Source organism: Lysinibacillus sphaericus (genome assembly GCF_002982115.1).
Taxonomy (GTDB): Bacteria; Bacillota; Bacilli; order Bacillales_A; family Planococcaceae; genus Lysinibacillus; species Lysinibacillus sphaericus.
In genome coordinates, this window is the sequence record NZ_CP019980.1 from 3,556,414 (window position 1) to 3,570,770 (window position 14,357).

10 protein-coding genes are annotated in these 14,357 nt (G+C 39.0%); all 10 read right to left on the reverse strand.

Annotated elements, in window-relative coordinates; all coding sequences use genetic code 11:
• Nucleotides 1-16: 16 nt before the first annotated feature.
• The gene (gene rimP, locus LS41612_RS17630) at nt 17-493 is read right to left on the reverse strand and encodes a ribosome maturation factor RimP (RefSeq protein WP_024361996.1); all 477 of its coding nucleotides are present in this window, start codon (nt 491-493) and stop codon (nt 17-19) included.
• A gap of 231 nt (nt 494-724) precedes the next feature.
• Nucleotides 725-5,056, reverse strand: a complete 4,332-nt coding sequence (locus tag LS41612_RS17635; RefSeq protein WP_024361997.1) for a PolC-type DNA polymerase III — start codon at nt 5,054-5,056, stop codon at nt 725-727.
• 274 nt (nt 5,057-5,330) lie between these two features.
• Nucleotides 5,331-7,037: a proline--tRNA ligase gene (locus LS41612_RS17640; RefSeq protein ID WP_024361998.1), complete on the reverse strand. Its 1,707-nt coding sequence runs from the start codon at nt 7,035-7,037 to the stop codon at nt 5,331-5,333.
• A gap of 210 nt (nt 7,038-7,247) precedes the next feature.
• The gene (gene rseP, locus LS41612_RS17645; RefSeq protein ID WP_024361999.1) at nt 7,248-8,510 is read right to left on the reverse strand and encodes an RIP metalloprotease RseP; all 1,263 of its coding nucleotides are present in this window, start codon (nt 8,508-8,510) and stop codon (nt 7,248-7,250) included.
• Nucleotides 8,511-8,556: 46 nt separating this feature from the next.
• Nucleotides 8,557-9,702 (reverse strand): 1-deoxy-D-xylulose-5-phosphate reductoisomerase, encoded by a 1,146-nt coding sequence (gene dxr / locus LS41612_RS17650; protein WP_024362000.1) that lies wholly within the window; start codon nt 9,700-9,702, stop codon nt 8,557-8,559.
• 238 nt (nt 9,703-9,940) lie between these two features.
• Entirely contained in the window at nt 9,941-10,741 is an 801-nt protein-coding gene (locus LS41612_RS17655; protein ID WP_024362001.1) for a phosphatidate cytidylyltransferase, read from the reverse strand.
• Nucleotides 10,738-11,532: an undecaprenyl pyrophosphate synthase gene (gene uppS / locus LS41612_RS17660; protein ID WP_024362002.1), complete on the reverse strand. Its 795-nt coding sequence runs from the start codon at nt 11,530-11,532 to the stop codon at nt 10,738-10,740. Before uppS ends, LS41612_RS17655 begins: the two co-directional genes overlap by 4 nt.
• A 359-nt stretch (nt 11,533-11,891) precedes the next feature.
• Nucleotides 11,892-12,449, reverse strand: coding sequence for a ribosome recycling factor (frr, locus tag LS41612_RS17665; RefSeq protein WP_024362003.1), 558 nt, complete (start codon nt 12,447-12,449; stop codon nt 11,892-11,894).
• Nucleotides 12,446-13,174 (reverse strand): UMP kinase, encoded by a 729-nt coding sequence (gene pyrH, locus LS41612_RS17670; RefSeq protein WP_024362004.1) that lies wholly within the window; start codon nt 13,172-13,174, stop codon nt 12,446-12,448. Before pyrH ends, frr begins: the two co-directional genes overlap by 4 nt.
• Before the next feature lie 235 nt (nt 13,175-13,409).
• Nucleotides 13,410-14,297 (reverse strand): translation elongation factor Ts, encoded by an 888-nt coding sequence (tsf, locus tag LS41612_RS17675; protein ID WP_024362005.1) that lies wholly within the window; start codon nt 14,295-14,297, stop codon nt 13,410-13,412.
• Between the last annotated feature and the right edge of the window lie 60 nt (nt 14,298-14,357).

Below are 14,357 nucleotides of genomic sequence, written 5' to 3' on the forward strand. Positions count from 1 at the left end.
CACTCCTAAATATGCATTATGCTGAAAAATCGATGGCAAGTCGTGCCAAAGCGATTTTTTCCTGTTCAATTGTTACTGTAATTTTGCGTGTTTTAATAGGTACTTCCATCACTAATGTATGTTCATCGTATGACGTTAAGTAGCCTTGGAATTCCTTCATGTCCTTAATGGGCTCATAGGTTTTCACATAAATAAATTTGCCAACGGCTTTTTTAAAATCAGTATCTTTTTTTAATGGACGTTCTGCACCTGGTGAAGATACCTCTAAATAATAATTTTGTGTAATAGGATCTTTTTCATCCAACAGTAAACAAAGTCGTTCACTAACTTGAGCACATTGGCCAATGTCAATTCCACCCTCAGGTGTATCTACATAAACACGTAAAAACCAGTTACGTCCTTCTTTCACAAACTCAACATTCACCAACTCAAGATTTAACTCTTCGACAATCGGTGTAGCAAGTTCTTCAATTAAAGATGGTACTTTGCTCATTGTTTCCTCCTGCATTTTCAATTTCAGGCGTAATAAAACAGAAATTCCACCAGTAATGTTGGTGAAATTTGACGGTCTTACCTGCTGTTAGTCTAAAAAATTTGTTTTGCTTCGGTATAACAACAGAAAAGAGCGGGAATGCCCCACTCTTTTGCTGGAAAACTATCAACAAATTATTACCATAAGGATAGCACAATTTACGTCACAATGCAAACTTCCTTATTTTAGACATTAGAAGAGCGATAACTGGTTCGCATCAGGCATACCTTCTAAACAACCTAATTGATCCATATACTCAATTAATGTTTTCGATACACGTCCACGTTGCTGTAAATCTTCTTTGGATAAGAACTCGCCATTTTCACGTGCCGCTACAATGGTTTTGGCTACGTTCGTGCCGAGTCCAGGAATCGCATCGAATGGCGGTATTAAAGAATTGCCATCAATAATAAACTCACTAGCCTGTGAACGATATAAGTCCACCTTTTGGAAGCTCATGCCACGCTCGCACATCTCCAGTGCAAGTTCCATTACTGTCAGTAAGTTTTTCTCTTTCGTCGAAGCATCTAAGCCCTTCATATTAATTTCATCGATTCTTGCACGAATCATTTGGGAACCTTGCGTCATCGCGATTAAATCAAAATCATCTGCCCTTACGGTAAAGTAGGCAGCATAATACAAGATTGGGAAATGCACTTTAAACCAAGCAATACGTACTGCCATTAAAACGTAAGCAGCGGCATGGGCTTTAGGGAACATGTATTTAATCTTTTTACATGATTCGATATACCAAGCAGGCACTTTATTTGCTAACATCTCTGCTTCAAATTCCTCTGATAAGCCCTTCCCTTTACGCACAGACTCCATAATTTTAAACGCTAGAGATGGTTCAAGCCCTTGGTAAATTAAATACACCATAATGTCATCGCGACAGCCGATTACTTCTTTTAATACACATGTACCATTTTGTATCAGCTCCTGTGCATTACCAAGCCATACGTCTGTTCCGTGTGATAGACCAGAAATTTGCACAAGCTCCGAAAATGTTGATGGTTTCGTATCTTCTAGCATTTGGCGAACAAATCGAGTACCAAATTCCGGAATGCCTAGTGTTCCGGTCTTACACCCAATTTGCTTTTCTGTCACACCTAGCGATTCAGGTGAACTAAAAATTTTCATAACAACCGGATCATCGGTTGGAATTGTTTTCGGATCAATGCCAGATAGATCTTGTAACATACGAATAACAGTCGGATCATCGTGTCCAAGAATATCGAGTTTTAAAATATTGTCATGAATGGAGTGGAAATCAAAGTGTGTTGTTCGCCACTCCGAATCTTGTGCATCCGCTGGGAACTGCACTGGTGAGAAATCATAAATATCCATATAATCTGGTACAACGATAATCCCACCTGGATGTTGACCTGTTGTTCGTTTAACACCTGTACAACCCTGTACTAAACGGTCTACTTCAGCACCTCGGAAATGAAGGTTATTGTCGCTCGCATAGCCTTTAACGTAACCATATGCTGTTTTCTCTGCAACAGTACCGATTGTTCCAGCACGGAACACATAATCTTCACCAAACAGTACTTTTGTATAGTTGTGGGCTTGCGGTTGGTATTCACCTGAGAAATTCAAATCGATATCAGGTACTTTATCTCCTTTAAAACCAAGGAAAGTTTCGAATGGAATATCTTGTCCATCTTTTTTATAAGGTGTGCCACATTCCGTACAATCTTTGTTCGGTAGGTCATAGCCGGAGCTAACAGAACCGTCATTGAAAAACTCTGAATGCTTACAATTTGGACAAATATAATGCGGTGGTAACGGGTTTACCTCCGTAATTTCCATAAAGGTTGCCACTAATGAAGAACCAACGGAACCACGAGAACCTACTAAATAGCCATCCGCAAGTGACTTTTTCACAAGCTTTGCAGAAATTAGGTAAATCACACCAAATCCATGCCCTAAAATTGACTTTAGCTCTTTCTCAATACGAGCTTTAACGATTTCTGGTAATTCTTCACCATAGATACGATGGGCCATCTCATACGTTAAATTGGTTACTTCATCATCAGAACCTTCAATTTTAGGTGTATATAAGTCATCCTTAATCGGCTTTACATCGTCAATCATATCCGCAATTTTTTGCGGGTTTGTAACGACGATTTCTTTTGCAAGATCAGGACCTAAAAAATCGAACTCTTGCAACATCTCGTCCGTCGTGCGAAAATGAACCGCTGGCAGCTTGGATCGATTTAAAATATTGGCGCCACCTTGAGAACCAATCAGTATCTGTCTAAACATAGCATCGTTCGGATCGAGGTAATGAACATTTCCTGTAGCAACTACAGGCTTATCCATCTTCTTGCCAAGTTTCACAAGCTTGCGAATAATATCCTCAATAGTCCATTCATCGCGCACGACATTTCGTTCAATTAACGGAGCATATACAGCCTTCGGTTGTACTTCAATATAATCGTAAAACCTTGCGATTTGTTCCGCTTCCTCAGGTGATTTATTCATCATCGTCTCAAACAATTCGCCATTACTACAGCCGGAACCAACTAACAGTCCTTGTCGATATTGTTCCAACGTCGCGCGTGTTACACGAGGGACACGATAGAAAGTTTTTGTATGCGAATGAGACACAAGCTTAAATAGATTTTTTAAACCGTCATTATTAACTGCTAAAATCGTACAATGCATCGGGCGCGCTTTTTTATAGGCATCACCGCCGCCAATATGCTTATTGAAATCATCGTGATATTTAATGCCGAGTTCATCCGCTTCTTTTAACAGATGCAATAATAAGTAACCTGTTGCTTCCGTATCATAAATGGCGCGATGATGTTGCGTTAATTCAATGCCGAATTTTTTACATAATGTATTTAAACGATGATTTTTCATCGTAGGATGGAGCAAACGAGCAAGTTCTAGAGTATCGATTACTGGGTGAATCGTATCTTCTAGACCGTACTTTTTATAACCAGTATAGAGGAAGCCCATATCAAAAGAGGCATTGTGTGCCACTACGATTGCGTCTTCTATAAAGGCATGGAACTCATGAATCACTTGCTCCACTTCTGGCGCATTGCGAACCATCTCATCTGTGATGCCGGTCAATTCGATTGTTGTTGCAGACAATGCATGATGTGGATTTGCAAAACTTTCGTATTTGTCAATCACATGTCCGCCTTTAATTTTTACTGCTGCAAGCTCTATGATTGTATCGTAAGCAGTAGAAAGCCCTGTCGTTTCGACGTCAAACACCACATAGGTCGCATCGTCTAATGCACGATGCTCAGAAGCATACGCAATCGGTACACCGTCATCGACTAAATTAGCTTCTAAACCGTAAATTATTTTTATGCCATGTTTTTTGCCCGCACTATAAGCCTCTGGGAACGACTGCACGACCGCATGATCCGTTATCGCAATCGCTGGATGACCCCATTTCGCCGCTTGAGCCACTAACCTATCTACCGGTGTAACTGCATCCATTTGACTCATCGGTGTGTGCAAATGGAGCTCTACTCGTTTTTCACCTTCTGGCGCCTTGTCTTGTCGTGTTTCTTTTTTAATTTCATTAATATCATTTGCCATCACAATTAAATCACGAATAAAGGTATCAGTTTGAACCGAGCCACGTACTTTCACCCACATACCCTTTTTCAAATGCTGCATCAATTCCGCATCATCGTTATCCCGTGAGAACATTTTTACAACAATTGAATCCGTATAGTCCGTAATTTTAATTTGTAGAAGTGAGCGTCCACTTTTTAACTCTTTAATTTCGGTATCGAACACAAACCCTTCAATAATAACACGACGTTCCTCTTCCACTATGCGCTTAATTTCCATAATTTCATCGTCTTTAATTTGCATACCGAGCTGAAATGGACGATCACCGAGGGCTGCCAATGCCGGATTGTCCTTTTTGTCCTGTTCACGCTTTTGGAAGTCTTGCATTGCTTGTTGAGCCATCGCTGCTTCTTCTAAACGTTTTTGCTCGATAAAAGCTTCTTGGGCTTCACGCATTTCTTCTGTTTCCTCTTGCAGCATAAAATCAAAGGCAATTTGCGGAAATCCAAATTGACTGTAGCTAAGAGCTAGCTTTTCCGCATATTTCGTTTTCAGCATCATCAGTTCCATTTCCTGCACGCAGGATAACGTAATTTTTTGCCCATTCCACATCGGTATTTGCGATACAAGGCAATTTTTTAAGGTTGGTGCCATATCGTCGATTTGCTCAACAATGGTTAACCAATACGCTTGAATCAGCTCTTCCGTAACATTTTTTTCAACTGTTTCAAAAGTTGTTTCGATTTGGGCTATAGCAGCGAATTTTTCAGCTAGATGTGTACGAAATAGTTGATATAACGGAAATGGAAGTATGCCACGTAATTTAATATTAAAATGCCAGAGTCTATTTTTTTTATGCACAGTAAGACGGGCTAATTCGCCTTCTTCAAAAAAGGACATATAAACATCTTCTGTTAACTCTAGTTGTTGCAAGAGCATTTGAAATCTTTGTCTTGCTTCTTGTTGCTGTTCCAATCAATGACACCTACTTTCACTTTAATGGGCAAGAGTCTCTAATCACCACTTGCTCATTGTTATCTAGCAAATACTTTTTCAACTATGATGCAAAAAAATTCGCTCCCTTTCCACGGGCTATTCCAGCAAGCCTCACTTTGCTTTTATAGCAGTGAGATTTGCTTGGTTTCCCGTAGGAGTGTCGCGAATTCGTTTGCTTGTCCTCATTCATCTTCCAAAAGATGTTACTAGTAAGAACATCTATATCTTTTGGCTATTATGTTACCAAAGGATATTAATTTTTGCGGAAAAATTCATTTAAACGATCAATGACTTCTTCTTTTTTCCATTCAAATGTTTCACCTGTTTGACGGAATTTCACTTCGACAACACCTTCTGTTGCCTTTTTACCGACTGTTACACGAACTGGTAAACCTATTAAATCTGCATCTGCAAACTTAACACCTGCACGTTCCGCACGATCATCTAATAGTACATCATAGCGATATGATTTTAATAAGCCATATAACTCATTTGCTAATGAAACTTGTGTTTCATCTTTCGTATTAACAGGTACAACATGAATGTCATACGGAGCTAGTTGTATTGGCCAAGTAAAACCATTTTCATCTTGGAAATGTTCAGCTACGGCAGCTAAAATACGTGACACACCAATACCATAGCAACCCATAATAAACGGCTGTGCCTTTCCTTGCTCATCTAAAAATGTTCCATTCATTTTTTCAGAATAGGTAGTACCTAATTTGAAAATATGACCAACCTCGATACCTTCTGCAAATTTAATGATACCTTGTCCATCAGGAGATGGGTCTCCTACTTGGATAAAACGAATATCCAAGTATTCGTTGACAGCAAAATCTCGCTCTGGGTTAACATTTACTAAGTGGAAGCCGTCGTCATTAGCACCCGCTACCCCGTTACGAATTGATTTAATCGCATGATCTGCAACAACTTTGACCTCTACAGGTAATTTTACAGGGCCGATTGAACCTACGCCACAGCCTAGCAATTGACGAATAGCTGCTTCGTCAGCAAGTTCTACAGAACCAGCATCTAGCGCATTTTTCAGTTTAATATCGTTAATTTCGTGATCGCCACGAGCAAGGACTACCACTAATTCGCCATCAACATTAAATACTAATGATTTAATAACATTTGAAGGTGCTACTTGTAAAAATGCAGATACTTCTTCAATTGTTTTTTGATCTGGTGTTGCTACTTTTTCAAGATCTTTTAATGCTTCATTGGCTGGTTGATACTCTACAGTGACTTCTGCCATCTCAATGTTTGCCGCATAATCGGATGTATCAGAGTATGCAATTGTATCTTCCCCAATTTCAGAAAGTACCATAAATTCATGTGTACCTTTACCACCAATTGAACCAGCATCGGCAATAACTGCACGATAGTTTAAACCAAGACGCGAGAAAATATTAGAGTAAGCGCGGTACATATCCTCATATGTTTCATCTAAGCTTTCCCGTGAAGCATGGAAAGAATAAGCATCTTTCATAATAAACTCTCTTCCTCGTAATAAGCCAAAACGCGGGCGTTTTTCATCGCGGAATTTAGTTTGAATTTGATAGAGTGTTAATGGTAATTTTTTATATGATTTAATTTCATCACGTACTAAAGTTGTAATGACCTCTTCATGTGTTGGTCCTAAGGCAAAGTCACGATCGTGGCGATCTTTTAATCGCATTAGTTCTGGACCGTATTTTTCCCAACGGCCGGATTCTTGCCATAATTCAGCAGATTGCAATGCAGGCATTAATAATTCGATAGAATTGATGGCTTCCATCTCTTCGCGAATAATATTTTCGATTTTTGTTAACACACGTTTTGCAAGCGGTAAATACGAATATACCCCACTTGTATTTTGACGAATAAACCCTGCACGTAATAATTGCTTATGTGATTTTACATCTGCATCAGCAGGTACTTCACGTAGCGTTGGGATAAATGTTTTACTTTGCTTCATTCAGTGTTCCACCTTTTTAATAAATAAATTTATACTCTAATTAGCATAAACAAATTTAGCTTTGAACGCAATGTTTCAAAATAATTGCGCTCAAAGCTATTTTACATTTTATTTTCACTTTAGCCTAACTTTGTTTCGATGTTACGTTATAAACAGTCACGCATCATCTAAATATTGGAAATATAAAAGCCAATTGTCATTACGTACTTGCTAGAAGAAGAAACGTTGGATATCGTTCCACGTTACAACCACCATTAATATCATCAGCAAGACGATACCTACAAAGTGCACCATTCCTTCTTTTTGACGATCAATTGGTTTGCCTCTTAAAGCCTCATAGCCAAAGAACAATAATCGGCCACCATCTAATGCTGGAAGAGGTAATAGGTTCATAATACCAAGGTTGATACTTAGCATAGCAGCAAAATTGATTAGGGCGAAAATGCCATATGTCGCCACTTCTTCCGTTGTTTTATAAATCCCTACAGGTCCTGATAATGCATCAATAGTAAATTGTCCTGTAATAAGCATACCTAGTAATTCAAAGATTTTAACCGTCATATTATACGTTTCTTGAGCTCCGTATACCACTGCTTTTAATGGGTTATAAACACGCGGACTTTCATACTTCACACCAATTTGTCCAAACGTCTCGCCTTTCTGCTTCACTGCTTTCACTGTCATATTGAGGTTTTCGATTTGCCCACCACGCTCAACCGTTACATTGATTTCTTGATTCGGGCGATTCTGTACAATGGCAGCTAAATCTTGCCACTTTTCAACTGCTTGTCCATCAATCGAAGTCACCTTATCCCCTGCAAGCATCCCAGCTTGTGCTGCTGGATCATTTGCTACCACTTCTGTAATAATCGGCTCGTATGTTGGTACACCGTTTATTAAACCAATAAGCAAATAGATGAAAAAGGCTAATATAAAGTTAAATAATGGTCCTGCAAAAATGGTCATTGCACGTTGCCCAACGGTTTTTGCGTTAAATTGACGATCATATGGCGCGATTACGGTTTCTCTGCCATTTTCTACAACAACACAATCTCTTGCAACACTGTAACGAACTAAATTTTCTTCCTCATCATAGCCTTCAATAAATAATTCTCGTTCTAAATCAGCTCGTTCCACCTCTAAAAATAATAAATCTGGTAATTGTCTATTATTTTGATTGAAGATAATTTTTTTGGCGATATTATCTTCATCGACAATAAGCCCTACACGGTAGCCAGGCTGTAATTCAATACCATCCATATCTTCGCCTGCCATGCGGACATATCCACCGATTGGCAATAAACGGACTGTATAAATTGTTTCCCCATGCGTCTTGCCATAAATTTTCGGACCCATGCCGATTGCAAATTCACGCACCATAATTCCTGCACGCTTTGCAAATAGGAAGTGACCAAGTTCATGGAAGAACACGAGCAAGCCAAATATTAAAATAAATGCAATGGCTGTTTGCATAATACCCCACCTTTAAAAGCGAATAGTTAACGAAAGCTTCCTGTCGTTATTTTACCATGTCTAACACTATTTTTCTTGTTTCTCTGTCCACATGTAAAATTGTTTGCAAATCTGGCACGGATACATTATTGTGTGCCTGCATGATCCGTTCAATTATTGCATCAATTTCAAGGAACGTTATTTTCCCTTGTAAAAATGCTGCAACTGCCGCTTCATTCGCAGCATTCATTGCCGTTAAAATGGTACCGCCTGTACGCCCTGCTTCGAATGCTAAGCGCAACGCAGGATACCGTTCAAAATCCATTTCTTTAAAATGCAGTTGACCAATTTGCGCTAAATTAAGACGTTGTCCATTTTGGAGCGGCATACGATCTGGATAGCTTAATGCATATTGGATTGGTACACGCATGTCCGGCGTACCAAGCTGAGCAATTACGCTAGTATCATGATACTCAACAAGAGAGTGAATAATACTTTCTCTGTGTAAAAGTACATCAATTTTATCATAAGGCATATCAAATAAAACATGTGCTTCGATTACTTCAAGCCCTTTATTCATCATAGTAGCTGAATCTATCGTAATTTTTGCACCCATTGACCAGTTCGGATGATTAAGTGCATCGGCAACCGTAACATGTTTTAACTCCTCACGTGTTTTGTCGCGGAAACTTCCTCCAGAAGCTGTAATGATTAAACGCTCAATATTTTTCGGGTTTTCGCCATTCATCGATTGGAAAATAGCCGAATGCTCACTATCCACTGGTAAAATTGTAGCATTGTATTTTTTTGCTTCTGCCATAACTAAATGACCTGCTGTGACAAGCGTCTCTTTATTGGCAATCGCAATTGTTTTGCCCATACGAATAGCAGCTAGTGTCGATTCAAGACCAACACTACCGAGCACTGCATTCACGAGCACCGTCGATTCAGGATGTGTAGCAACCTCTACAAGCCCTTTTGCACCAAATGTAAAGTGTACTTGCGGGTAGTCTTTTGCGAGAATAAGTGCATCTTCCTCAAGCTGAACCGATACCAGTTCAGGCTTTAAAGTCTCTATCATTTCACGTGTTTTTTCTATGTTTTTTCCTGAAGAAAACGCTACAAGATGAAATGCATCACGTTGTTCTTTTAAAATATCATAGGTTTGCCAACCGATAGAACCAGTTGCACCCAATAAACTAATTTTTTTCACGACAAAACGTCCCCTTTTTCTATCTAAGCGATCTATTTCATAATTCGCATTTTCATCCATCATTGCGTCCCGATTTTATTCCAAGCTTGCTCGACAAGCAGCTGGCGTCGCCCTTTGGTGAGTATGTCGAGCTATTTACGGCTCGCTTTTCAAAGTGAGGTCGCCCGCCTTGCGCCCATCGATATATCTTTTCCTAAAACTTTAGGCAAATGACGCTTCCTAACAAGGTCTTACATACTTAGCTACCGAATAAATGTAAAAAATGCAGTAGTGGCACGACAAATAATAAACTGTCAAAGCGGTCTAGAATCCCGCCATGTCCTGGTAAAATATTGCCTGAATCTTTTACGTCAAAATGGCGCTTGATAGCTGATTCCACTAAATCGCCCATCTGACCAATTATCGAAGCAAAAATCGTGATCACAATAAGTGAAACATAACCGTTAGCAAATGGATAAATCGCTTGCATAGCTATAGCAAAAATAACCGCTATAACAATCCCACCAACAAAGCCTTCAATCGTTTTCTTCGGTGATATTTCAGGCCAAAGCTTATTTTTACCTAGTTTTCTACCTACAAAATAGGCTCCTGAATCTGTTGTCCAAACAACAAGTAAACAATATACAACAAATTCAAGACCATAGTTTCGCGTTTCGATTAAATAATGGAAACCTAATCCTACATAAAACGCCCCAAGCAAAATAAAGCCAACTTCATCAAATGTAATTTTATTTTTTACGAAGACTACATAAATAAGTAACAGCATGACCAGTCCGTAAATAACCATTAGAACCGATGAATAGCCGATTGCATGTACTACCTCATTTGCCCAATCTTTTGGTATGACAAGCATAATAAGCGTTAGTAACCCGATCATACCAGGTACTGAAAAAATCGAAATACCTTTCATCTTCAGTATTTCATAAAAGCCTACAACAGCCATTGCTAGTACAAGTAGTGTAAATGGCACCTTTCCATAAATAACAAATGGAATAAACAGTGCCGCGGCAATGATTGCTGTGATGATTCGTTGTTTCAAGATGTTTCTTCTCCCTTCAACCCACCGTAACGGCGATTACGTTTTTGATAGTTTTCCACCGCTTCCAGAAAGTTTTCCTCGCTAAAATCTGGCCACAATGTATCTGTAAACCAAAATTCTGTGTAGGCGAGCTGCCATAACATAAAGTTACTTAATCGTACTTCACCACTTGTACGAATGAGTAAGTCTGGCTCTGGTAGATGAGCTGTCATTAAATGAGCTGTCATACATTCCTCATTTATGTCTTGTATAGTTAATTGACCGTCCTGTACTTTTTGAAGCATCGTTTTCATGGCACTTACCATTTCTGAACGACTACCATAATTTAAAGCAAAGTTTAAAATTAACCCTGTATTATGCTTCGTCTCTTCCATTGCCTCATACAATGCTTTTTGTGTATGTGCTGGCAAGAGTGACGGATCTCCAATCATTTCAACTCGCACATTGCGCTCCATCATTTCCGGTAAAAAAGATCCTAAAAATTCTACAGGTAGACGCATCAGAAAATCGACTTCAGGCTTTGGCCGTTTCCAATTTTCTGTAGAGAACGCATACACTGTTAATACTTTTATGCCAAGATCAGATGCAAATCTAGTTACCTTCCGTACCGTCTTCATACCTTCATGGTGCCCAGCAACACGTGGCATGGCACGTTTTTTAGCCCAACGTCCATTTCCGTCCATAATAATCGCTACATGGGCAGGAATCGGCTCGCTTTTCGCAAGGGCAACACGTTCCTCCAATGATAGTGTATCCATATTTACTTGTTTACCTAATAGCTTCTTAAACATGCTAACTCCCCCACTACAACTAATCGGACGTATACTAACCTATCATAACAAACAAAAGTGCTTTTTGTCTTTTTTTTCCCTCTAATTGACTATGTATGAACTAGCTTATTTTAGAACAACACACATCTCAAAGAAAAATCTTGTCTTGCTACATTCAGCAACTGCTAGTAAGCCAGAACAATGTAATTCGTATACTACGTGTAAACGAGTTAACCATTACGGCTCGTAGAGAGCAGGTGAAAATTGTAACACCGATAAGAAATGAATACTTTTACAATAAAAGAGAAAAGACGTCCTGTTATGTATAGGACGCCTTCATCTCATCAAAAAGTTCCATCATAGAAATGCAAAGCGCCTGCTTACACTTCTAGAATTTCTTTTTCTTTTTCTTTCGCTACTTGGTCTACTTTCACGATGAACTCATCTGTTAATTTTTGAATATCGTCACCGTATCCACGTAAATCGTCTTCTGTGATTTCGCCTGCTTTTTCAAGTTTTTTAAGATCATCATTAGCATCACGACGAACATTACGTACTGCGATTTTTGCATCTTCAGCTTCTTTTTTCACTTGTTTTACAAGGTCTTTACGACGTTCTTCTGTTAACGCTGGAATCATTAAACGAATAACAGAACCATCATTTGTCGGTGTAATACCGATATCTGACTTCATAATCGCTTTTTCAATTTCACCTAAAATGGATTTATCATAAGGTGTAATCACGAGTAAACGAGCTTCTGGTACTGCAACACCTGCAAGTTGATTGATTGGGGTTGGCGCACCATAGTACTCTACAGAAATACGGTCTAGTAGAGATGCGTTTGCACGGCCTGCTCGGATCGATGCTAATTCACGTGAAAAAGCAGCAATTGATTTGTTCATTTTTTCTTTCGCTTGGTCTAATACTTGTTTAGTCATTGTGCATTCCTCCTAACAACAGTTCCAATTTTCTCGCCCAGTACGGCACGTTTAATATTACCTTGCTCCGTAATTGAGAAGACAATTAACGGAATATCGTTATCCATACATAAAGTTGAAGCAGTTGAATCCATTACTTGTAACCCTTGCTGAATAACGTCTAAGTATGTGAGTGTATCATATTTGATAGCAGTAGTATCGACCTTTGGATCTGCGGAATAGACACCATCTACATTATTTTTCGCCATTAAAATCGCATCTGCGTCAATTTCCGCTGCACGTAATGCAGCTGTTGTATCTGTAGAGAAGAACGGGTTACCTGTACCTGCAGCAAAAATAACTACACGTTTTTTCTCTAAATGACGAACTGCTTTACGACGAATATATGGCTCTGCTACTTGTGTCATCACAATAGAAGATTGCACGCGTGTTTCGATACCTAATTTTTCAAGAGCATCTTGTAATGCTAATGAATTCATAACCGTTGCTAGCATACCCATATAGTCAGCTGCTGCACGATCCATGCCCATTTCACTACCGATTTTTCCACGCCATATATTACCGCCACCTACAACTACAGCAACTTCTACATCAAGATCTACTACTTCCTTCACTTCTTCAGCAACAGACTTGATAATTTTTGGTGATAAACCGAAGCCAGCCTCTCCTGCTAACGCTTCACCACTTAGTTTAATAACTACTCGTTTATATTGTGGCACACTCATTGTAAACCTCCGTCAGACATTTATTTAAAACTTTTCTTTTCCTTTTCCATTATAGTATATCTAACAATAATTGCTAGTTGTGAATAATGGTAATAGAAAATTAATCCTTTTTTAGCTCATCTCGGAAAAATAGGGAACACGTTATGTTGTGTTCCCCATTTTTGTCTAGAAAATCTAGTTATTATTTGATTAGGATCAAATGCAAGCCAATCCATCAACTGAACTAGTCTACAAATTAGTTACCTTTAACTTGGTTCATTACTTCTTCAGCAAAGTTATCTTCGCGTTTTTCGATACCTTCACCAACAGCGTAGCGTACAAAACCAGTTACATTACCGCCAGTTGAAGCAACGAAGTCGCGAACTTTTTGATCTGAATTTTTAACGAATGATTGGTCAAGTAAGCATACGTCTTCGAAGTATTTACCAAGACGACCTTCAACCATTTTTGCAACGATGTTTTCTGGTTTACCTTCGTTAAGTGCTTGTTCAGTTAACACTTTACGCTCACGGTCAACTTCTTCAGCAGAAACTTCTTCACGAGAAACGTAAGTTGGGTTAATCGCTGCGATATGCATAGCGATATCTTTAGCAGCAGAAGCATCTGTAGAACCTTCTAAAGATACTAATACACCAATACGGCCACCCATGTGTAGGTAAGAACCGAAAGCATCTGCATCAGTTTTTGTTTTTACTTCAAAACGACGAAGTGTAATTTTTTCACCGATAGTTGCTACAGCTGTTGAAATTTGGTCAGCGATTTTTACGCCTTCTGCATTTTCAAGCTCTACTGCAGCTTCTACTGATGCTGGTTTAGCAGCAATTAATTGCTCAGCTAAAGAAGAAACTAACACTTGGAATTTATCGTTTTTCGCAACGAAGTCAGTTTCAGCGTTTACTTCAAGAATAATTGCTTCGTTACCTTTTTCTAAAATATAAGTTGTACCTTCTGCAGCGATACGGTCAGCTTTTTTAGCAGCTGAAGAAAGACCTTTTTCACGTAGGAAATCGATTGCAGCTTCTAAATCACCATCAGTTTGTACTAACGCTTTTTTACAATCCATCATACCAGCGCCAGTTTTTTCGCGTAATTCTTTTACTAATTGTGCAGTAATGTTTGCCATTTAGTGTTGCCTCCTCAAATTGGTTAAACTATTTATAGTGGTAGGTTCTAAAAAAGGTGA

Bases quoted from the DNA above. Each gene is read 5' to 3' on its own strand.
- rseP (WP_024361999.1), bottom strand. From the start codon at position 8,510: ATGCAAACAGCCATTGCATTTATTTTAATATTTGGCTTGCTCGTGTTC.
- rimP (WP_024361996.1), bottom strand. From the start codon at position 493: ATGAGCAAAGTACCATCTTTAATTGAAGAACTTGCTACACCGATTGTC.
- tsf (WP_024362005.1), bottom strand. From the start codon at position 14,297: ATGGCAAACATTACTGCACAATTAGTAAAAGAATTACGCGAAAAAACT.
- frr (WP_024362003.1), bottom strand. From the start codon at position 12,449: ATGACTAAACAAGTATTAGACCAAGCGAAAGAAAAAATGAACAAATCA.
- uppS (WP_024362002.1), bottom strand. From the start codon at position 11,532: ATGTTTAAGAAGCTATTAGGTAAACAAGTAAATATGGATACACTATCA.
- pyrH (WP_024362004.1), bottom strand. From the start codon at position 13,174: ATGAGTGTGCCACAATATAAACGAGTAGTTATTAAACTAAGTGGTGAA.
- LS41612_RS17640 (WP_024361998.1), bottom strand. From the start codon at position 7,037: ATGAAGCAAAGTAAAACATTTATCCCAACGCTACGTGAAGTACCTGCT.